The organism is Dyadobacter sp. CECT 9275, from assembly GCF_907164905.1.
Classification (GTDB): Bacteria; Bacteroidota; Bacteroidia; order Cytophagales; family Spirosomataceae; genus Dyadobacter; species Dyadobacter helix.
In genome coordinates this window covers 496,761-518,468 of sequence record NZ_CAJRAF010000004.1, presented here as the reverse complement: position 1 = coordinate 518,468, position 21,708 = coordinate 496,761, and the positions used below count along the sequence as shown (strand labels likewise).

The following is a 21,708-nucleotide window of genomic DNA, read 5'->3' as shown; positions in this document are numbered from 1 at the left end:
TGATACATATTCAGGGAACAAAAACTTTTCATAAAAGATCAAACTGGTGACGTAAAAGTGATTGTAACATCAGGCCTATTTTATTGCTGTCAGGAATTCTGATCCTGGCATCCATTACCTTTTCCGGTGGAGTGGCCTTGATTCTCAGAAATAACTTGTGGTAATAAAAGTAAGCCAGGTATACCCCTCGCCGGGAGCTGGTAGGTAATTTTTTGATACCCATCAGCGCATTGCTGAAATCCGACTCTATTTCTTTTTGTATCTCCTCCTTGTCGTGCGCCGAAAAGTGATTGAAATTTACACCGGGAAAATAGGTTCTGCCCAGTTCCTGGTAATCGGCTTTCAGGTCGCGCAGGAAATTTACCTTTTGAAACGCCGCCCCCAGTTTCATGGCATAGGGTTTCAGTTCCTGGTACAGATCATTATTGCCTTCGGTAAATACCCTCAGACACATCAGCCCCACTACCTCTGCAGAGCCCAGGATGTACTGATTGTAGGAATCACTGTTGTGCTCGGTTTTCCGGAGGTCCATTTCCATGCTCAGCAAAAAGGTATCGATCAGATCCCAGCCGATGTGATATCGGTGAACCACTGCCTGGAAACTGTTGAGGATAGGGTTGATACTGATTTTCTGGGTAATGGCTTCCACGGTATCGTTCCGCATTTTTTGGATCAGGAATTCTTTATCGAAACCATGGAAGCTATCCACAATTTCGTCGGCAAGCCTTACAAATCCATAAATTCCGTAAATCGGTTCATGGAATTCTCTTTTTAGGAAATAAATACCGAGCGAGAAGGAAGTACTGTAAAGCTGGGTGGTTACCTTGCTGCATGTTGCGGATAAATTGTCAAAAATGATTTTCATACGTCATTTCTTTAGGGTTTTCAGCATTTCATGGGCTGCAATCTGTCCGGAGATCACAGATGGAGGTACACCAGGGCCAGGTACGGTAAGCTGGCCTGCATAAAAGAGGTTGTTTATTTTCTGACTTTTGATTTTTGGTTTAAAAATCGCCGTCTGCATCAGTGTGTTGGCCAGGCCATAAGCATTTCCCTGGTAGGCGTTGTAGTCGTGCACAAAGTCGGAAACGCAATAGCTTTTTTTATAAATGACATGGGAGCGGATATCTTCACCTGCAAATTTTTCGAGGCGTTCCATCAGTTTGTCATAGTATTCTTCGCGTATTGCATCGTTATCCGTGAGCCCTGTTGCGATGGGCATCAGGATAAATATATTTTCCATTCCGTCTGGAGCAACCGATTCGTCGGTTTTTGAAGGACAACTTACATAGAAAAGAGGCTTTAACGGCCACATTTTATCTTTATAGATATGCTCGGCATGTGCTTCGAAACTTTCGTCGAAGAATAGGTTATGGTGCCGCAGCCGATCGATTTTTTTATGAACACCCAGGTAAAATATCAGGCAGGAAGGAGCCATGATCCGCTTTTCCCAGTAAGATTCCGGGTAGGAACGGAATACCTCAGGCAGCAGCTGGCTTTCAATATGATGGTAATCGGCCGTTCCAATCACCCCGTCGGTAGGCAGCAGCATATCCTTTCCTCTTACACTGACGATGGTATGATCTGAAACCGTGAGCGCTTCAACCGCATGTGATGTTTTGATGTTTACGCCATTGCTCCGGGCAATTTTCAGAAAGGATTCCGCTACCTTTCCAAAGCCGCCCATGGGGTAGTAGGTCCCCTGCTTGAGCCCCGCATAATTCATAAGGCTGTACATAGCCGGTGTATCCTTGGGCATGGCTCCCAGGAACAGCACGGGAAACTCCATCAGTGCCAGCAGGCGCGGGTCTCGGAAGTGCTGCCGCACATGATCTTTAAAGGACGAGAATACCTGTAGCTTGAAAGCATCTCTGGCCAGCTTCAGGCTCATGAATTCCAGGATCGAATGGCTGGGCTTATACACCATTTCGCCCATGCCGATTTGGTACTTTAACGCACCATCGTCGATAAACTTTTGCAGTTGCGCGCCTGCTCCTTTTTCTGTATCTTCAAAAAGGTTGCATATTTCTTCGAAGTCCGCTGGGATATCCCATACTTCATTGCCGCCAAAAATGACGGCAAAGCCCGGATCCAGCTTTTTCAATTCATAGAAATCCGACGTCGTATGGCCAAAAATGTTATAAAATTTTTCATACACATCAGGCATCCAGAACCAGCTGGGGCCCATATCAAAAGTGAATCCCGCTTCTCTCAGGACACGGGCCCGGCCGCCGGTGGTTTCGTTTTTTTCCAGAACCGTTACACGAATATCATTTTTAGCCAGCACCGCGGCGGCTGCCATGCCGGCAAAGCCTGACCCAATAACCGCCACTGATCGTTTGATTGTCATTTAGTTTGAAGTGTTTAACAAGTCCAGAAGATTATCAATATGCCTGAGTACCGTTACCTTATGTTGCAAATCTGTTTCTTGAATACCGTCCGTTTTTCCTGAGACACACAATCGGACCTGACCAAAGTCGTTGATAAGATTCTGGATAAACCGCTCTGTTTCTTCCTGTGGCCGTTGCCTGACAATAAATGTACAAATATGTGTGGGAAGGCAATTGTTGATCACATTTGATAAATCGTGATAGGGCACTCTGGCGCCAAGATAAACGGCTCGGTGGCCCTGTTGCCGGATCATATAGTAAGCAAACAAAAGGCCGATCTCGTGGTCTTCGTCTTCGTTGAGGAACAACACCCATGTCTGCGCCGGATTTTCCGGAATAGGCAGCTGGTCAATGGCACTAAAGAGTTTCCTGCGTACAATATTGGACAAAAAGTGTTCTTGCGAAGGCAGCAGGTCGTCCTTCGTCCACATCAGCCCCGTGCGTACCAGCATCGGATAAATGAGCTTCATGTAGGTATCTCTCATGCCCAAATGCCTGATCGTTTGGTCGATTAACCCATTGATTACCTTTTCGTTATAGGTGGCAATGGCGATAAGTGCTTGGCTGATAACGGGGTTCAGGTATCTGTCGTCCGTGTAAGATTCCTGTATGGCTTTTTCTATTTCATTTCTGATCTCCTCATTACTGAGCCTGCTGATGTGTGATATCTTCATCCCGCGATCCAGTAGTACGCACACGTTGAGCAGCTTCTTTAAATGATCGTCGTTATAAAACCGGATATTCGACTCTGTCCTCTCTGGCTGCAACAGGCCATAGCGCTGCTCCCATATCCTGATGGTATGCGCTTTGAGGTTGCTGAGCCTTTCCAGATCCCGAATCGAGTAGGTTGACATTTTGTTTAACTTTTTTCAAAAATAGTTAAACAAAAATTAAAAACTAGTATTTTAAGGATATAAATAAAAAATGCTGGCAGATCCGCGAAAGTGGTATCGAATAAGAAGGTACCCGGCCTGGTACTACTCGCGGCGGGAAGATGTCGCAGGATCTTTTTGCTTCATGCGGTTTTTTAGGTCAGATAATCAAGGTGTTTGAATAAAAAATAAATGAAATTTTGTATCATGGTATCAATAATATCATTAGATTTGATACTGAAAGTATCTTGTTGTTCAATCATTGTTATCAGGAGTTATGGAAAATCAGGAAATTTTTTGGGCTGTTAATATCAAATACCTCAGGTTACGCCAAAAGTTAAGCCAGGAGGCCTTGGCCGAAAAGCTGGGGATATCCAGGGTGAAGCTCAATGCGCACGAAAGCGGGAGGACGGCAAATCCGACCATAGATGACCTTATTAATTTTTCCGAATTTTTCAGGATGAGTATTGATAGCCTGCTAAAGATAGATCTTTCAAAGCTTTCTGAACAAAAACTGAAAGACCTTGAAGAGGGGAGTGAGTTGTTTATGAAGGGCCATAACATTCGTGTTTTGGCAATAACAGTGGATAGTGAGGAAAAGGAAAACGTAGAATATGTTCCTGTGAAGGCGAAAGCGGGCTATCGGTCCGGGTATAGTGACCCTGAGTTCCTCGCCACTTTGCCAAAGTTTAATATCCCGAATCTGCCGCGAAATGGCACTTTCAGGATGTTTCCAACTGTAGGCGACAGTATGCTGCCCGTGCCTGAGGGAAGTGATATTGTTGCGCGTTACATTCAGGACTGGACCAAGGTAAAGGATGAAACGCCGTGCATCGTTATTCTGAAGGGGGATCAGGATTTTGTTTTTAAGCAGGTCTCCATTAATAAGGACGGCACCATGCTGTTGCAATCTTTTAATAAACAGTATTTTGCCTATACCGTTCCGATTTCTGAGGTAATAGAGCTGTGGGAATATTATAGCTTCCATAGTAAGCAACTGCCCGAACCTCAGACAGATATGCAGCAGCTCATGAAAATGCTTCAGGAGATGCAGTCGGAGATCAAAACACTGAAGAGTGGCGCTGGGATTCGATAGTGTAGTTAAGTGGCTTCTTTTTTTTATTATATTTTAATGTACATCCCTCTTAGGCTGGTTGGAAGCATTGTTGCGCTCTGAAAATACCTATAAAGTATTATTTTTACACTATAATCGCATTATTTTTACTTTTTGGCAAGGTAAGTAGTTGTTTTTTTATCGTAGAAATAGTTAAAATATAACGATAAAATAAATCTATTTAGTGATTCGTATTATTTAAATAGTACAAATTGTGCCGTAAAAGTCACCCCTCGGATGCAAGGATACACCCCATATTTTGGAGAGGTCGTACCCTTTATTTTCTGAGTGTCTGATGCCGATCTAATTTAGTTGAGTAAACCATTTGTCTCAACTAGATATGATTAGAGCATTAAAAATTATACTATCTTCTTTTTCCCTTTTCCTGAGTTTAGAATATCATGTTTTAGCGCAGAGCCCTACGGCAGCAGCAAAAGGATTCAATGTGTTTGTTAAGGGAGATGTTTCTTTGTTAGGCCGCGAGGCCGAAGGTGCCGTGGCCGCAGGAGGAAATGTTACCACAGGTACCTATCAGATCAGCCCCAGTACAAGTCAGCCTGGCTTTTATGTGGGCAATGCGCCCATTGGTCTGGCAGTACGCGGTGGCCTGAACCTTTCGTCGGGAGATCTTAAAATAAACAATAGCAATTATATTAAAATTGGAAATGTAAGCAGCCCTACTAACCTTAAGATCTGGTTTAAAGATGGAAATGGTGCCAACGCAAATATCCGTGTTACCGGCTCATCTTCAGGATACGACAGTGAGCCCAGGGTCAGTCTTAATTCAAATGCAAATTCCTGGGGAAGTCCGGCAGTGGATGTGGGTAACCCGGTTGCCGAAAATATATTCGGAACAGGTGCAGGGCAGATTGATATCGACGGGGCATTTACCGCATTCGTTGAAAAATCTGCCGGGATGAAATCACTGACGGATAATTTACCTATTATAAACGAGAACAATGTCGCGGTTCCGGGTCCTTATGTTACGACGGGTGTTTACAGCAACAATCCCAAACTTTCTGTAAATGCCAATGGTGTGAATGTACTGACTGTAACGGCCGAAGTATGGAATTCTATTTCACACTTTAATATGGACAATGTGCCTAGCGGGCCTGCTATGGGCAGTGAGACGTCAAACAGCTATGCACTGATCATTAACATCGTGAATTATGCGGCGTTCAACAAAAGCCTTGACTTCCCGAATATGGGACTTTCCGATGCACAGGGAAGCCAGGTGCTTTATAATTTCCCGGATGCCACGGGAGACCTGGTAATTTCCGGGAACAATACGATCAAAGGAACCATTTTTGCGCCGCAGGCGAATCTTACAAAAAACGGCAGTAATAATATTGACGGGCAGGTGATAGCGAAATCCTTTGTGCACAATGGCGGGGAAATTCACTGGCGAAACTTTGTGTCCTCGGTACCGCTGACCAAACCCGATCCTAAGATAACCATCACTGCATCATCTTCCTGCGTGAAGGATGCTCCGTGGCTGCATTATGAGGTGACGCCTGATTTTGACGCAACCGGATTGACCGCTAAAATCGAGTGGCTCAACAAGGATGGTGAAATTGTAAAAACCGAGTCGGGACTGGGATTAAAAGGCGACTTATTGTATCCGGGTGCCGCTGTGGACCAAAACGGGAAGGGAATAGCCTGGCCGGGATGGAAGCAGGTGAGCGGTGTGTGGCAGGAAACGAGCGATCTGACGGCCAGCATCAAAAAAACAGGTGCGTCCGTTCGAATTACGCTCCCACCTGATGCGACGTATTCTATTACCTATCCTCAGACCACGCAGACTTGCCGTACAGAGCCTCCGACTGATTCGTCTCTGCCTGTGACTTTGTCCTCTTTCACTGCTGAAAAAGAGAATTGTACCGTAAAACTGGCGTGGACGGTAGCTGAAGCCAAAAACTTCTCACATTTTGAAGTGGAACGCTCTGCCGATGCCAGAACCTTCACAAGGATAGGTGATGTAAAGTTTGATACGGGCATCAGTAAATATGCCTTTACGGATAATCCTTTTGCTTCGGAATCCGCCGCAGCCCGTAACCAATACTATCGCCTGAAACAGGTGGATATGGATGATACCTTTGAGTACAGCACCATTAGGGCTGTCAGCGCCGGAAGCTGCGGTAACCTGGGAACCGCAGAAGCTTATCCCAATCCTGCTGTAAACGAAGTGAATGTAAAAAGCACATCTGCTCTGAAACAGGTTGAAATCCTTACACAAGCCGGTGCTTTGGTTTATCATAACAGTTTTAAAACAAAGTCGGCGGAAGCAAGCATCGGCATCTCAAATCTACAGAGAGGCTTGTATCTGCTAAAAGTTACTAACCAGGAAGGTACCCGGATTATCAGAATGGTGAAAGAATAGTATTACCTTTATTCAGCGTTGTGAAGTTAGTTTGTGCAGGCCGTGGGAAACCATGGCCTGTTTTTGTCAGGTGAGTTTTCTTCCTTTCCATTCATAGGATTTTTTTTGAGCTGCAAGCCCAAAAAAGCAAACGTATAAAGGATAAATCAGCTGGGTTAGCGGAATGAGATAAACAGATCGCTTTTTTTGGAGAAACGAAAGAACTGACCCCAGGAAAATCCATTCCGGGATACATTTAAGAGCCCATAAACCAGCCAGTTGTGCATTACTGATCTCTCCCATAAAAAACAGTACCGTTGCCATTAGGAGTGAAAAATTGGAAAGGAAAATGTACAGCGCCAGGAAAAGAGGGGTTCGGCTCTGGTAGTGCTTCCATTTGCTGGCCCATCGTTTACGCTGCCGGAAGAATGATGACCAGTTACGATGCGGTTTTGTGTAGACGATCGCACTTTGGTGTTTAAGAAATCGGATCTTTTCCGGGAATTTGGCTGCTATTTTATGCATCAGGAATTCGTCGTCGCCGGATGCGATATGGTTTACGCCTTCAAAGCCATTCACTTCCATGAAAGCACTTTTTTCGTAGCAAAGGTTAGCGCCGTTGCACATACTTGGGTACCCAGCCTGAATGGACGCCGCTCCGCTGGCAACGAGGCTGGCAAATTCTATTGCCTGAAGATGATCAGTGATTGTACGTTCGGGTTCAAAGGTGACCGGGCCGCTGATGAGTTTGGCTCCCGTCGTGTGATGGTAGTGGCCTATCGTATGCAGCCAGGCGGAGCCCATGCGACAGTCGCCGTCCGTGGTGACGATCAGATTTCCTTTGGCAATGGCTACTCCCCTTTCAATAGCTCTTTTTTTTGGAGATTTGGTTGTATCGTCAGCCGGCGTAATCAGCTTCACATCACAGGAATGTGTTTGGATAAATGCCCGTACGATCTCCTCGGTTTCATCGGACGAACCGTCATTCATGATCAGAACCTCGAACCGGTTTTGAGGGAATGTTTGCGTCTGCAGGTCAGTTAATAGGTTTCTTATATTCTGAGCTTCATTCCGGACCGGAACGATCACGGAAATAAAATCATTACCGGTTTCCGCCGCATCGAAGTTTACTTGGATTTTTTTCCAGAGAAAGGTAAGTAAAAGTGTAAAAATGGTATAACTGCCTAAAACGATCGCGCAGAGGAGTGCCAGCGAGTCGCTTGTCAGTATTGCCCATAGGAATGTTTTCATAGTATCAGGTTTTCCATTTATACTTCCAGATAAGGTACATACCGATCAGAATGGGGCCAAGTACATTCAGTATCCAGATCAGGAAAGTTGCGGCAATAATCTGCTCTGGTGGCAATCCGAATTGCCTGAAAACAAACAGTGCGGTAAATTCCCGTAAGCCTAGGTCGCCCAGCACGTTAACAGCCGGAATGAGGGTTTTGGCAAGGAAGATCAGCGTTACGCAGGCTGATAGGGTGAGGTAGTCCAGCGGAAAATCAAACAGTGAAAGCGTTAATACAAACTGAGTAAGAAACACCATGTATCTGGCAGCCCCCAGCACCAGGGCCAGCAAAAGATCCATCCCCGTGTATGCTCCAATGATGCGGAAGTAAGAATGGAGCTTTTTCTGCCAGTCTTTTTCAGGGTTGTAGTTCAGGATTCTCTTTCTGGCAACAACCACCAGTACACCTCCTGATAACACGACGAAAATGACGATCGAAAGAAGATTTGCCCCTAAGGCGCTGAGCTTTAACGACTCTCCGAAATAGAGCCAGCCAAAAGCCCCGGCCACAACCGAAACATAAAACTGGACGCCGTTAGACACCACCGCCGCGCCTATGGTTTCCAGCCGGTTATCTGCTTTGAGCGAAGCCACTCTTCCGGCAGTGTCACCTACCTGGGCAGGCGCGGCAACCCCTACGGCCAGGCCAGTCAGCGTACTTCTGAGAGCTTCCCGGAAACTCAGTTTCACTACTTTGCCTGCCAGTTTCTGCCATTTAAGACTTTCCAGCGCCCAGTTGAGTGGGACCATTAAAAAGGTAAGCAGGAATGTTCCGATATTATTACCGGCCAGAACGGTAGTCAGCACTTTACCTACATCCCCGATACCTTTTTGTTCGGTACTGAAGGTTTTATATATGTAGCTGAAAATAAGTAAAGTAGTCAGTACCTTCCCCGCCCGGATCAGTTTTTGCCAGTTGGTTTTTTCTTTTGACGTGGTGAGTTCCTTATCTTGCAGCATGATAAAAATGCAGCAGGCAAATGCTACCGAAAAGGTGATTATTGGCGTAGATCCCGGGACCCAGGTGATGGGTTACGGGGTGATATCGGTCAAAGGCCAGCAAATTACATTGGTTCAGTATGGTGTGATTCATTTGAGCAAATATAATACCCACGAGCTCAAACTGAAGAAAATCTTTGAACGGATCACACAGCTCATTACCGAATACCTTCCCGATGAAATGGCTATTGAAGATCCATTTTACGGTAAAAACCCACAGTCTATGCTGAAATTAGGTCGTGCCCAGGGTGTGGCTATGGCAGCAGCTCTGTCAAGGGATATCCCAATCGTGGAGTATTCTCCCAAAAAAGTGAAGCAATCGGTAACGGGGAGTGGCAGCGCATCAAAGGAGCAGGTAGCCTATATGCTGGAAAAAATCCTGAAGATGGAGCTTAGCCGGGAATTTATGGATGCTACGGATGGTATCGCCATCGCCATTTGCCATCATTATCATGCCAACACACCGGCATCCGTTTCTTCCTCCAAAGGTACAAAGTCCAAAAAAGGAGGATGGGGGGCTTTTGTCAGTGAAAACCCCGATCGTGTGAAGTGAGCATTTGTATCTCTGGAATATTTAGAAAAGCCCTTCTCTTAACCAATCCGCAAAGCTGTATCCGATTGGTCCTCCCATCGCAAAGTAGTCCCTTGCATCCTGCTTCCAGCTAATAATCGATATTTTCTAGTAATAAGACATTTTTTTATATCAAAAATACCATTAAATGAAATTAATCTCAGGATTAAAGAAATTTTAATGGTATTAATCTAATGTTTGTTTGAATTTACTAAACGATTGTTTGTTAAAATCAAACAATCGTTTGATTTGTTATTTTACACCAGTTACCTTTGTAAGGTTAAAAGTTGCAGCGGGGCCTGTGTAAGGGAAATTAGGTTTTAACAAAGGAAAATAACGGGGTAATGGAATATAACACGAAGCAGATACAGATCATCGAGGTCGCAGAGCGGCTGTTCGCGAATAAAGGTTTTGCCGGGACTTCGGTCAGGGATATAGCACAGGAGGCAGATATCAACGTATCGATGATATCCTACTATTTTGGTTCGAAGGAGAAGCTTATTGAAGCACTTTTTAATGTCAGGATGGTAGAATCCCGGTCGAGAATGGAGAATATCCTTCAGAACGAGGAATTGACACCGCTGCAAAAAGTTAATATCTGGATTGACACTGTGATAGACAGGCTGATGGGGAATCAGTGTTTTTACAATATTATGATGCGTGAGCAGCTCTCTGCGGAACGGACTCCCATTATATCTGACCATATTCTTGAGCTTAAACGAAGGAATATCGCCCTGATGAACACCTTGATTACGGCAGGGCAGGAATCGGGCGTTTTTAAGAAGAATATCGACCTTGGCCTCATGACGACTACTCTTTACGGGACCATTAACCAGGCAATTGCTACGCAGGATTTTTACAAAAAGATTAACAATCTGGAAGCGCTGTCCGACGAAGAATTTCAGATATACCTCAAAAGAAAACTCAGTGTACACCTGAAAAGTATATTTAAATTAACTGTATCCAATGAACATCACATTCAGAATTAAAAGAATGGCTGCAGGAGTACTTGGAATGGTACTTCTTGTTACCGCCACTCATTCATATGCCCAGTCGCCGCGCACACTTACGTTGGAAGAAGCTGTTGAAATGAGTTTGAAAAATAGTAAAGAATTAAAACTGAGCCAGACTAACGTTGACCTGGCAGGCCTCAGCATCCGTCAGATCAGGGATAATCAGTTGCCTTCCCTGAGTGTGTCGGCATCGTATCTCCGGTTAAATACACCCAATGTGGGCCTAAAAATCGGACAAAACGGGAATGACAGTACCAGCTCCTCCTCCAATCTCCAGGTACATCAGGCTATGTATGGTATGGCAAGTGCTTCTCTGCCACTGTTTTCTGGTTTCCGATTTAAGTATGGTCTGGAATCCGCCCATTATCTTGAGCAGGCTGCAAAACTTGACGTGGAAACCAATCGTGAAGCAATCATACAGAATACGATCGCTGCTTACAGTAATTTATATAAGGCCAAAAAAGCGGTGGACCTGGTCAGTGAAAACCTGAAAAGCGAACGGGAGCGGGTGACGGAGTTTACCAACCGCGAAAAAAACGGCTTGCTTGCCCGGAATGACCTGATGAAGGCAAAATTGCAGGAATCAAACGTAGAGTTGGCGCTGTTGGACGCCGAAAATGACCTGAAAGTTACCACGGTGAATATGGACCTGCTACTGGGATTACCCGAGAATACAGCTATTCTGGCGGATTCCAATAGTTTTAATGCTTTAAAGGAAGCAGGAAATGTAATGGATTGGGAGCAGAAAGCACTGGCAAACCGGAAGGATATTGCAGCAAATGCGATCAGACAGAAAGCGGCGAATGCAGACATCAAAGTTGCCAAAGCGGATTATTATCCAAGTGTGGCGCTCACTGGCGGATATGTGGCCCTTAGCATACCTGGTGTGGTGACCGTGCCAAACGCGATGAACGCGGGTATTGGGGTGAAATATGACATTGCTTCTCTCTGGAAATCGGGGGCTAAAATGGCGGAGGCGCGTACAAGAGCATATCAGGTCAAAACCAACGAGGAGATCATCCTGGACAAGGTCCACCTTGAAGTGAATACAGCCTTTTACAATTATGTATTGAGTAAGCGGAAGATCGATGTTTACGCAAAGGCGGTGGAACAGGCGGATGAGAATTACAGAATTACCAAAAATAAATATAATAACAGCCTTGTAACGACCACCGAGCTGCTGGACGCTGACGTGGCTCAGGTCCAGTCCAAGATCAATTATGAAGCTGCCAAGGCAGACGCCATCGTAGCATACAAAAAACTGGAACAGGTTGCGGGGGTGATTAATTAACTAAAAAAATAGCGATATCCGCTGGTATTGCTGTTCATTTGAACCAATTCAATTTACGAAAATTCAATTCTTGGAAATAGATGGAAACGAAACAAAACACCGCACTCGGAGAAGATACAGCTCCCAAAAAGACGAACAAACGCTTTATTATTATTCTTGGCTTGCTGGTACTGGTAGGCGGAAGCTGGGGTTTTACGAAATATAACCATGGCCTGCACCATGAAGAAACGGATGACGCACAGGTGGATGCCAATATAAGTCCGGTAATCCCGCGTATCTCCGGGTATGTTACTGAAATCAAAGTAAAAGATAACCAGCTGGTTCACAAGGGCGATACGCTTATTGTACTGGATAACCGCGATCAGATCATTAAATTAGAGCAAGCCAAGGCAGGGTTGCTGGGTTCGGAAGGGAACCTCACCGTTGCTAATGCAACCACAACGGCATCAGCAGCGGCCGGAATTACCTACCAGGCGAACGTGTCGGTAGTGGCGGCGCAGATAGAAGAAGCAAAAGTGAATGTATGGAGAGCGAATCAGGATTTTGCCCGTTATGAAAATCTGATCAAAGATCACTCGATCACACAGCAGGAATTTGAACAGGCACAGGCTACCAAGCAAAAGGCGGAACGCGCGCTGGCCGTTCTGGTGGCGCAGAAAAATGCTGCGGAGCGCCAGGCAAAAGCCGCAGGTTCGCAAACCAACGCCACTTCCCGGCAAAAGGCAGTTGCCGACGCGAACATTAAAGCGCGCCAGGCCGAAATCGCCAATGCAGAGCTTAATCTTTCCTATACTGTTATTACAGCTCCCACCAACGGAAGGGTTTCCAAAGTAAATGCACAACTGGGGCAATATCTGCAGGCAGGACAAACGCTGTTCAGCATTATATCCGATACCGAACCGTGGGTTGTTGCCAACTTTAAAGAAACACAACTGACCAAAATGAAGCTTGGGCAGAAAGTGAAGGTTCACGTGGATGCATACCCTGACCACGAATTTGAGGCAAAAGTTGCTTCATTTTCACCTGCAACCGGTGCACGTTTTGCGCTGTTACCTCCTGATAACGCCAGTGGTAACTTTGTGAAGGTGGTTCAGCGGCTGCCTGTAAGGATAGAATTTGACCAGCCTCAGGATAAATTCCTGTCGCAGCTTCGCCCGGGCATGAATGTATTCGTGGATGTGGAGCTTAATTAAAAGTTCACAGTCTGAAGTAAACCGTGTGCCGTTTTTGACGCATATAGTTTATTAGTGGAATCGACTTCAAATCAATAAAATGGAACTACAACAGGAATCATTGGTTGAATACGGTTTCAGGAGGGTGATCATCACCATTACTGCAGTGCTTTGTGCTCTCCTGGAAATTGTAGATACCACAATCGTAAATGTGGCGCTGAATGATATGCGCGGAAATCTGGGAGGTACATTATCAGAAGTAAGCTGGGTGATTACGGCATACGCCATTGGTAATGTGATCGTTGTGCCTATGACGAGCTGGCTCTCCCAGCAGTTCGGACGGCGTAATTATTTTGCGGCTTCAATCATTATTTTCACTGTGTCATCCTTTCTATGCGGTCAGGCGGACAACATCTGGGAGCTTGTGTTTTTTCGTCTGATCCAGGGCTTCGGAGGTGGTGCGCTACTGGTGACGGCTCAAACGCTTATCACAGAAAGCTACCCACCCGAAAAACGAGGTATTGCTCAGGCTATCTATGGGCTGGGTGTTATTGTAGGCCCCACGCTTGGCCCTCCGCTGGGCGGTTATATCGTTGACAATTACAGTTGGCCCTACATTTTTTACATTAATATTCCGCTTGGTGTCATTGCGGCACTTCTGACAGTGGAATTCGTTAGGAGCCCCAAATTTGCAAACAAAAAATCGGCAAGCGAGATTGATTACTGGGGGATTGTACTGCTGGCCATCGCGGTAGGTTCTTTACAGTACGTATTGGAAAGAGGGCAGGAGGACGACTGGTTTAATGATGAGATCATTGTGATACTGAGTATATCAACGGTACTGGGCTTTTTCTTCTTCATCTGGCGGGAGCTCACCTATCCCAATCCGATTGTCAATCTCAGGGTACTGAAAAACGGTAATCTGAGTGTGGGGACTGTCCTTTCCTTTATTCTGGGATTTGGGCTTTACGGTTCTACATTCGTGATTCCACTGTATACACAGGCCACACTGGGATGGACAGCCACGCAGTCGGGTATGCTCATGGTTCCGGCGGCTATCGTCACCGCCATGATGATGCCGATCGTTGGTCAGCTTCTTCAGCGTGGTGCCAAGCAGCAGTATCTGGTGGCTATTGGCATGGTAGCATTCTTTATTTACAGTTACTGGGGATATCTGATACTCACGCCTGATACTGGTAAAGATGCATTTTTTAATATGCTTATTGTGAGAGGTATAGGATTAGGATTGCTTTTTGTTCCGATTACAACACTGGCACTTTCTACGCTGAAAGGCAAAGAAATAGGCGAGGGTGCTGCTTTCACAGGTATGATGCGGCAGTTGGGAGGATCATTTGGAGTGGCCGTTATCACCACTTTCATTGCCCGCCAGAATATGCTGCACCGTAACGACCTCGTAAGCAAGCTGGATATCAATAATCCTGCCGTGCAGCAGCGGGTAGAGGGTTTGCAAAGAAATTTTCTTGGTAAAGGAATGACGCCAGAAGTAGCGCTTAAAAGTGGTTATAAAATTCTTGACCTTACGGTCAGCAAGCAGGCACTGGTGATGTCTTACATGGACGTGTTCCTGTACCTGGGACTCATGTTTCTTGTCTGTGTTCCTTTCGTTTTATGGACAAAAAGCGGAAAATCCAAAGTGGACACTTCGGCCGTCCATTAAGCAGGAGTGTAATCAGAATCTAATCAGTTGTTTATATAAGTAAGTGTAGTAGTATTTTAGAAGAAGCTCCCAGCATGAGTATGGGAGCTTCTCTGTTTTATAATAGAAGGAAAAGATATATCTATCCGGCCACATATACTATCTTTAAATTTTTAATCTTTCCAAAACAATATACCGCATGAAGGAGGAACGCCAGTTGCGACAGGTCCAGGTGACGCGTTACGTAACTCCTCTCAGAGAAGGAGGGTCGCTCCCGGCTATTGTAGAAGCCGATGATGATTTTCTGTATGTGCTTAAGTTCCGGGGAGCGGGTCAGGGGGTGAAAGCGCTGATTGCAGAGCTGATCGGAGGGGAGATAGCGCGCTATCTGGGGCTCCGGGTACCCGAAATGGTATTTGCGGAGCTGGATGAAGCCTTTGGCCGTACCGAGCCCGACGAGGAAATTCAGGATCTGCTACGGGCAAGCGAAGGCAGAAATCTGGGAGTACACTATCTTTCAGGAGCTATTACATTTGATCCGGTGGTATATCCCATTGATCCTTTGCTGGCTTCCAAAATAGTATGGCTGGATTGTTTCCTGACCAATGTTGACCGCACCGCCCGGAATACCAATATGCTGATGTGGCACAAGGAGCTGTGGCTGATTGACCATGGTGCAGCCCTTTATTTTCACCATTCCTGGCAAAACTGGGAAGAGCAATCCCGAAGACCTTTTGCCCAGGTAAAGGATCATGTCCTGCTGCCCTATGCCACCGAACTGGATATTGTGAATGAGGAGTTCAGAAGTAAATTAACCCATGCGCATATCCGCGCTGTGGTGGCCCTCATTCCGGACGAATGGCTTTTGAAAGATCCTACCTTTGAAAGCGCAGCAGCATACAGGGATATCTACATCAGCTTTTTGGAGAACCGTCTGGCAGAATCTGAAATATTAGTAAAGCAAGCACAGTATGCAAGAAAGACACTTATTTGAGTATGCAGTGATCCGGTTGGTACCGATTGTGGAGCGTGAAGAGTTTCTCAATGTGGGTGTGATACTGTATTGTGCAAGCCAGCGCTTCCTGAAAGCCTCGGTAGATGTAAATGAAAAAAGAATTAGAGCTTTCTCCGCTGGTTGTGACCCTGAGGAAATCAAAGTTTACCTGGCATCGCTCCAAAAAATATGCGATGGAGGCCGGGAGGCCGGGCCTATCGGGCAATTACCGGCTGCTTCGCGTTTCCGCTGGCTAACTGCCCAGCGAAGCACGATATTGCAGACTTCCAGGGTTCATCCGGGTTTTTGTACGGATGCGGCTGAAACGCTTGAAAAGCTGTATAAGCAGTTGGTTATTTCCGAATGATTGTTGAACTTAAAATCTTTGATCGTGCCAAAGTCTGCGTATGATGCTGTTGTAGTGGGTTCGGGGCCGAATGGCCTTGCAGCAGCCATTACTTTACGGCAGGCCGGGTTAACCGTTTTACTGATCGAGGGCAGCGAGCAAATCGGGGGAGGAATGCGGTCCAGGGAACTGACACTACCAGGCTTTGTTCACGATGTCTGTTCGGCAGTTCATCCTATGGCCAGAATATCTCCTTTTTTCAGTTCACTCCCGCTTCAGCAGCATGGCCTTGCCTATGCGGATCCGGAAATTGCCGCTGCTCATCCGCTGGACGACGGCTCCGCGGCTGTTCTCCGGCATTCCTTGAAGGATACTGCCGATGGCTTGGGGACTGACCGCCAACCTTATCTGGATCTGATGGAACAGTTGGTGAAGGATATCCCCAAGCTCCTTCCGGAATTACTCAGTGCATTTCCCGTGCCCAGGCACCCCATTGCTCTTGGCCGCTTTGGCCTTCAGGCAATAACTACAGCCTCCCATCTTTCGGGTAGGTTTAAAACCATGCAGGCCCGTGGGTTATGGGGGGGGATGGCAGCTCACAGTATGCAGCCACTGGATCATCTGCTTACCTCGGGAATCGGCCTGATGCTCATGGGTGCCGCTCATCTGGCCAACTGGCCGGTTGTTAAGGGAGGCTCTCAGTCACTGGCCAATGCACTTTTATCCTACTATGGGTCCATAGGGGGGGAAGTGCAAACAGGTTTTTGTGTTAAGGATCTAGAGGAATTACCGACTTCAAAAGTAGTATTAATGGATGTAACACCCAGCCAACTGTTAAAAATTGCCGGGAAAAATCTGAGTGGACGTTACACTAAAAGACTGCGCAAGTACAGATACGGAATGGGGGTCTTTAAAGTTGACTGGGCACTAAAGGAGCCGGTCCCTTTTTCCAATCCCGATTGCAGACGGGCAGGCACTGTGCATATCGGAGGGAGTTTCGAAGAAATAGCCGACTCGGAAAAAAAAATTGCCAACGGGAAGGCGGCAGAAAGGCCTTTCGTATTGTTTTCACAACCTAGTTTGTTTGACACTTCAAGGGCACCTGAAGGATTACATACCGCCTGGGCTTATTGCCACGTTCCTTCCGGACTAAGCCAGGACCAGACGCGCGTTATTGAGAACCAGATGGAGCGCTTTGCTCCCGGTTTTCGTGAAACCATCCTGGCGAGGCATACCATGAATGCATCAGAAATGGAAGCCTATAACCCCAACTATGTGGGCGGAGATATTAACGGAGGCGTCCAGGATATCTGGCAGCATTTCTCACGCCCGGTTCTGAGCACCTCGCCCTACCGTACTTCTGCTAAAGGGCTCTATCTCTGTTCGTCCTCAACACCTCCAGGAGGAGGCGTGCATGGCATGTGCGGGTATCACGCAGCTATCAGGGCCTTGAAGGATATTTTCTAAACCGTGCAAGTAACGGCCCGCACAGGCTAACATGACGTTAATTTTTTTTGTATTTGATCGGTCTTTTATGTAACTTTTGCAATCTTTTTTGCGTTTGTATTTTATTCAGAAATAGTTTTTTACTTCTCTTCGTGATCGATATCATTCACTTTCTTGATACTGATCATTTGTTGTTTATGCGGATTTGGGGAATTTTATGATATGTTCTTCTGTGGAATTGCGCCTCAATTCATTCGAACATTGCTTCGTTCAGTTCTCCCTAAAAAGGTCAGGCGTGTAGTTGACATTCAGTATTTGTAAGCTAAAAGAGGAGTGAATCATGAAAACTGACAACGAAATTAAAACAGAGATATATGCTATTCTCGCTGAAAAACCTGCTCTGAGGGAATCTTTGAACAGGATAGACATTTCCATAGAAAATGGAATAGCTATCCTGGTGGGGAGTATAGACAGTCACCAGAACCGGAACGATTTGTTGGAAGTATTAAGCCGCTATGAAAATCTGAGCATCCTTACAGACCTTACAGTGGATCCGGATATGATGGAAACGGATGCTGATTGCCAACTGGCAAAAACCATTAAAAATGCCTTACACTCCACTTTTATTCATGATGATGAGATTGAGGTAAAAGTGAGCCGGGGAAGGGTTTTTCTGGAAGGTAAAGTTTATTCCGAAACGGAGCGAAATCTCGCTTTTCAATCTGTCGACCGTATTTTTGGTGTCAGAAGGATATGCAATAACCTCACTTTTCCTAGAAACAGCATGCGCTGACATTCTGGAACAGATGGTTTAAACTGAGCGGGTTTTATGCCACCCGCTCAGTTTTTGTTTTCGGATAATTCCTTGATGCTAACAAGGGCATGGTCCCAGGCTTCGGTCATCATGTCAAAGTAATCTGCACCCATATCCACCGATATATCAAGTGTAGTCACGTTGTTGTTTTCGGAAAGGACATAGGTCTCCTCACTTCCTGCAAAATCTTTTGCTGCTTCACTTTCATAGTCTTCTTTTCCCCCTTCCAGCATTCCGGTGTAGGTAACCGAAAGCATTTTGGAAGGTTCATTAATCATGACCGTACCGATAAGCCCGTTTTCTGAGCCATCCTTAAAAATGACCTTGCTGCCTACTTGCCAGTCGGTTACGGCCACCGTTCCTTCCGAGAAGCAGGCGTACCAGATGCTGTTATAATTATCCAGCATGAGCACGTCCCAAACCTTTTCTTTTGAAGCATCAATAGTGATTGATTTTTTAATTCGTTTCTTTTCCATAGTTTATCAGATCAATGTGAAATTCTGTGCCTTCATGGTTTCGGCGATTATTTTTCAAGTATTGCTTTCAAATTGTGAAGGCCGTCGGACATGTCTTTCCCCAGCATGTCCTCCATGCTGATAAATACCAGCATAATATTCATCGGGTAAGCCATGCTGCTGCTGAACTTCCAGTTTACTTTGGTTTGAGTATCAGAAATGGCCTGTGTTGTCATGGAAGCGTTGGCTTGTCCTTCAAATGGCTTGATAAAATGAAGATGCGAATCAACTGCCTCCCCGTCCACTACTTTGGTGATTTCCTGTTCGCCTTTTCCCACTTCGTCCATGGTACTTTCCCAGGTGGTCACAAAACCTTCGGTTCCGTCTGTGCCTTTGAATTCCCTTTTCACCTGCGGATCTCTCATTACCCACACACTGTAGTAGCTCTGGTTTTTGAGGAGCCTGATGTAGTCAAAAACTTCCTGTTTGGGCTTATTGATGGTAACGTTGCGTTCAATGGTATAGTCCTTTTTGGTAAAAAGTGCAACCACCAGCAGCAGGATAATAATAGCCGCTATGACAATGAGGATCTTCTTTATTATTTTCATTTTCTGTTTGGTTTAGAACTGAACGTTGCATTACTCCGCGAAACGGCTGCTGTCCACATAGTTGATCATCCACTGGATGCCGAATTTGTCCTTAAAACTGCCGTAATATGCTCCCCAGAACATATCCTGAAGCTCCATTTCAATAAAACCGCCTTCGGACAGGCCGCTAAACAGCCTGTCGGCTTCCTCGCGGCTATCTGGTGAAACACAGATGTACACATTATTCCCGACTGTTAGTTTAAAGCCCATGGATTCCGTTGCGTCCGTTCCCATGATCATATTGCCGCTCCCGATGGGCAAGGAAATATGCATGATTTTGTCACGGTCCTCAATAGGAGTTTCCTGGCCTGGCGCGCCCTCGCCAAAACGTTGGACCATCGTAAACTCTCCGCCAAAAACGGATTTGTAAAAATTGAATGCCTCTTCGGTGTTGCCGCTGAAATTAAGGTAAGGATTAATAGTTGTCATGCTTGTTGGTGGTTTGGTTGAAAATAGTGTGATTTAATTTATTGATTATGAAGTATATTACTAACTCTTTTCGAGCTTTCCTGTAAGATTGGAAACAGATTCTTTACTGAAATTTCAATAAATTTTATTAAATTATTTTAATACTGATTATTAATTTTTTACGCCGGGTTGCACAGTAAGTATTTGCCTGGCATGTTGCCCGAATTGATGTGGATTTGGTCGGGCAAAAGCTCTGCACGGAATCCTGAGTTGTTTAGTATGCCGATTACTGCTGATGCATTTATCGTGCCTCTTAGAGTCTGTATCCTTAATATTTTATCGCAATCCTCCAGATCGAAGTTAACCGAATGATAGCTGAAGAATAGGTGTATCTGATGGAGTATCAACTCCGCCTGACGCTGATTCATCACATTAGTTTTAAAAACCTCTACCATTGTCTCGTTTTTTGTCTGACCAGGAGTAAATACAAAGAGGTTCCTCTTATTTTGCGATCAGCAGGGCATCGTAATTTCTACGGTAAACGTAAGCCAGGAAAATATTTCCAAGAAGCAGGAATATGGCGACAGGCAGCCCCTCAGGAGCAAGAAAGGCGTGAAAGGCAAAAATATTGATCGTAATAGGCAGCAATACCAGCGTAACCAGAGAAATAAAGCGTCCTGAGATTAAAAGCAGTCCGCAAATCAGCTCTATACTTTTCAGCATGGGAATAAAATAGCCTGCTGCGGCAATGCCTTCATTAAATGTTTTGACGGGACCATGGAGCTCCGGCTGCGGAACGAGCTTAAAAAGCACGGCTATTGCGGAAGCTGAAAAAATTAAGCCCATGAGTATTCGGACAATCATTACGGCAATTTTCATAAATCTTTGATTTTGACTTTAGATACTGGTTCTTTACGTTATCTGACTTGTGTTATGTTTACTTTTAAAATGACATCCGGATTTTCAAAATCCGGACACATGCCGTTAATTTTCTTTGAAATCATTGGCTTTCATCAATTTGGTACAGGGTTGCGATCCTACAAACTAACTGTTATTTAACCACTTTTAAGGATGCTGTTTCAGACAAAGTGAGGGGGGAATTGCGACATTCGGTAAGGGGCGGGTATCTTTCCGAGCCCGATTTATTTGTAAGTCACGCCGTCTATTTAAATGATGGGGGGGGCAGATATCCGGTCTTTTTACTACATTCAGGATTTGAAAAAGTGAAGAAAAATGCGAAAAACGTTTTGGATTATTGCCATCTTGATAGGCTGGAACCCGTCTGATACGATGGCGCAGTTATCTTCCGGAATGAAACTTCAAACGGGAGATCTGCTATTTCAGGATCTGGACTGTGGGCCTTTATGCGATGCTATTGAGCAGGTCACAAAAAGCTATCAGGGTAATCATTTCTCACACATTGGCATGGTATATGTTCGTCAGGATAGTATTTATATCATCGAGGCGATTGGCAATGAAGTGCAGCTTACCCAATTGAGTAAGTTTATGAGCCGAACTTCCAATAAAGTGCTCGTGGGAAGGGTGAAAGAGAATTACAGGTCATTGGTAAACGAGGCTGTAAATTTTTCTGTTGCAAAACTAAAAACACCCTATGACGATACTTTTCTGTATGCAAATGGTAAATACTATTGCTCTGAGCTGATATACGACGCTTTCAAGGAAGCCAACCATGGAAAGGATTTCTTTAGGCTGGAACCCATGACCTTTAAGCAGCCGGGGAAAAATGAATACTTCCCGGTGTGGGTGGAGTATTACGCGAAATTGGGAATACCGATACCCGAAGGCAAGCCAGGGATCAATCCGGGTGGGATTTCTACCGCTGGCCTGCTGGATTTTTTGAATGAATAA

21 protein-coding genes are annotated in these 21,708 nt (G+C 45.4%); 12 read left to right on the top strand and 9 right to left on the bottom strand.

From position 1 onward, the window contains the following. Positions 1-28 precede the first annotated feature (28 nt). Genes KOE27_RS27895 through KOE27_RS27885 form a run of 3 tightly spaced genes read right to left on the bottom strand, consistent with a single transcriptional unit; the run spans position 29 to position 3,244 of the window. The gene (locus KOE27_RS27895; RefSeq protein WP_215242133.1) at positions 29-865 is read right to left on the bottom strand and encodes a phytoene/squalene synthase family protein; all 837 of its coding nucleotides are present in this window, start codon (positions 863-865) and stop codon (positions 29-31) included. Between the two features lie 3 nt (positions 866-868). Then, positions 869-2,350: a phytoene desaturase family protein gene (locus KOE27_RS27890; protein ID WP_215242132.1), complete on the bottom strand. Its 1,482-nt coding sequence runs from the start codon at positions 2,348-2,350 to the stop codon at positions 869-871. Continuing rightward, positions 2,351-3,244, bottom strand: a complete 894-nt coding sequence (locus tag KOE27_RS27885; protein WP_215242131.1) for a MerR family transcriptional regulator — start codon at positions 3,242-3,244, stop codon at positions 2,351-2,353. A gap of 295 nt (positions 3,245-3,539) precedes the next feature. Between KOE27_RS27885 and KOE27_RS27880 the strand changes: the two genes are divergently transcribed. Further along, positions 3,540-4,358: an XRE family transcriptional regulator gene (locus KOE27_RS27880; protein ID WP_215242130.1), complete on the top strand. Its 819-nt coding sequence runs from the start codon at positions 3,540-3,542 to the stop codon at positions 4,356-4,358. A 358-nt stretch (positions 4,359-4,716) separates the two neighbouring features. Further along, complete coding sequence (locus KOE27_RS27875; RefSeq protein ID WP_215242129.1) at positions 4,717-6,756, top strand: choice-of-anchor A family protein; 2,040 nt, start codon at positions 4,717-4,719, stop codon at positions 6,754-6,756. A gap of 66 nt (positions 6,757-6,822) precedes the next feature. Here the strand turns inward: KOE27_RS27875 and KOE27_RS27870 are convergent, their stop codons facing one another. Together KOE27_RS27870 and KOE27_RS27865 are read right to left on the bottom strand one after the other, a co-directional pair. Beyond that, positions 6,823-7,986 carry a glycosyltransferase family 2 protein gene (locus KOE27_RS27870; protein ID WP_215242128.1) on the bottom strand — a complete coding sequence of 388 codons (1,164 nt, stop codon included), beginning with the start codon at positions 7,984-7,986 and terminating at the stop codon, positions 6,823-6,825. Between the two features lie 4 nt (positions 7,987-7,990). Next, entirely contained in the window at positions 7,991-8,986 is a 996-nt protein-coding gene (locus tag KOE27_RS27865; protein WP_215242127.1) for a lysylphosphatidylglycerol synthase domain-containing protein, read from the bottom strand. A gap of 7 nt (positions 8,987-8,993) precedes the next feature. Between KOE27_RS27865 and ruvC the strand changes: the two genes are divergently transcribed. The 9 genes from ruvC to KOE27_RS27820 all read left to right on the top strand — a co-directional run bounded on the left by ruvC (position 8,994) and on the right by KOE27_RS27820 (position 18,308). Further along, positions 8,994-9,578 carry a crossover junction endodeoxyribonuclease RuvC gene (ruvC, locus tag KOE27_RS27860; RefSeq protein ID WP_215242126.1) on the top strand — a complete coding sequence of 195 codons (585 nt, stop codon included), beginning with the start codon at positions 8,994-8,996 and terminating at the stop codon, positions 9,576-9,578. A gap of 362 nt (positions 9,579-9,940) precedes the next feature. Continuing rightward, positions 9,941-10,585 carry a TetR/AcrR family transcriptional regulator gene (locus KOE27_RS27855; RefSeq protein WP_215242125.1) on the top strand — a complete coding sequence of 215 codons (645 nt, stop codon included), beginning with the start codon at positions 9,941-9,943 and terminating at the stop codon, positions 10,583-10,585. Continuing rightward, positions 10,563-11,900, top strand: a complete 1,338-nt coding sequence (locus KOE27_RS27850) for a TolC family protein (protein ID WP_229253022.1) — start codon at positions 10,563-10,565, stop codon at positions 11,898-11,900. The genes KOE27_RS27855 and KOE27_RS27850 overlap by 23 nt, the downstream gene beginning before the upstream one ends. 80 nt (positions 11,901-11,980) lie before the next feature. Then, complete coding sequence (locus tag KOE27_RS27845) at positions 11,981-13,093, top strand: HlyD family secretion protein (RefSeq protein ID WP_215242124.1); 1,113 nt, start codon at positions 11,981-11,983, stop codon at positions 13,091-13,093. Between the two features lie 79 nt (positions 13,094-13,172). Continuing rightward, positions 13,173-14,750, top strand: a complete 1,578-nt coding sequence (locus KOE27_RS27840) for a DHA2 family efflux MFS transporter permease subunit (protein ID WP_215242123.1) — start codon at positions 13,173-13,175, stop codon at positions 14,748-14,750. A gap of 178 nt (positions 14,751-14,928) precedes the next feature. Beyond that, positions 14,929-15,723 carry a HipA family kinase gene (locus tag KOE27_RS27835; protein ID WP_215242122.1) on the top strand — a complete coding sequence of 265 codons (795 nt, stop codon included), beginning with the start codon at positions 14,929-14,931 and terminating at the stop codon, positions 15,721-15,723. Then, positions 15,701-16,090 carry a DUF3037 domain-containing protein gene (locus KOE27_RS27830; RefSeq protein ID WP_215242121.1) on the top strand — a complete coding sequence of 130 codons (390 nt, stop codon included), beginning with the start codon at positions 15,701-15,703 and terminating at the stop codon, positions 16,088-16,090. The genes KOE27_RS27835 and KOE27_RS27830 overlap by 23 nt, the downstream gene beginning before the upstream one ends. 24 nt (positions 16,091-16,114) lie before the next feature. Next, entirely contained in the window at positions 16,115-17,536 is a 1,422-nt protein-coding gene (locus KOE27_RS27825; protein ID WP_215242120.1) for a phytoene desaturase family protein, read from the top strand. Positions 17,537-17,855: 319 nt separating this feature from the next. After that, positions 17,856-18,308: a BON domain-containing protein gene (locus tag KOE27_RS27820; protein WP_215242119.1), complete on the top strand. Its 453-nt coding sequence runs from the start codon at positions 17,856-17,858 to the stop codon at positions 18,306-18,308. A 47-nt stretch (positions 18,309-18,355) separates the two neighbouring features. On the opposite strand, the gene KOE27_RS27815 is transcribed toward KOE27_RS27820, so the two are convergent. From KOE27_RS27815 to KOE27_RS27800, 4 genes are all read right to left on the bottom strand, one after another. After that, the gene (locus tag KOE27_RS27815) at positions 18,356-18,805 is read right to left on the bottom strand and encodes an SRPBCC family protein (protein WP_215242118.1); all 450 of its coding nucleotides are present in this window, start codon (positions 18,803-18,805) and stop codon (positions 18,356-18,358) included. A gap of 47 nt (positions 18,806-18,852) precedes the next feature. Beyond that, positions 18,853-19,392 (bottom strand): SRPBCC family protein, encoded by a 540-nt coding sequence (locus KOE27_RS27810; RefSeq protein ID WP_215242117.1) that lies wholly within the window; start codon positions 19,390-19,392, stop codon positions 18,853-18,855. A 30-nt stretch (positions 19,393-19,422) separates the two neighbouring features. After that, on the bottom strand, positions 19,423-19,860 hold the full coding sequence (locus KOE27_RS27805) for a VOC family protein (RefSeq protein ID WP_215242116.1): 438 nt from the start codon (positions 19,858-19,860) through the stop codon (positions 19,423-19,425). 480 nt (positions 19,861-20,340) lie between these two features. After that, on the bottom strand, positions 20,341-20,718 hold the full coding sequence (locus tag KOE27_RS27800) for a DoxX family membrane protein (protein WP_215242115.1): 378 nt from the start codon (positions 20,716-20,718) through the stop codon (positions 20,341-20,343). A 354-nt stretch (positions 20,719-21,072) separates the two neighbouring features. On the opposite strand from KOE27_RS27800, the gene KOE27_RS27795 reads away from it, so the two are divergent. Further along, positions 21,073-21,708 (top strand): YiiX/YebB-like N1pC/P60 family cysteine hydrolase, encoded by a 636-nt coding sequence (locus KOE27_RS27795; RefSeq protein ID WP_215242114.1) that lies wholly within the window; start codon positions 21,073-21,075, stop codon positions 21,706-21,708.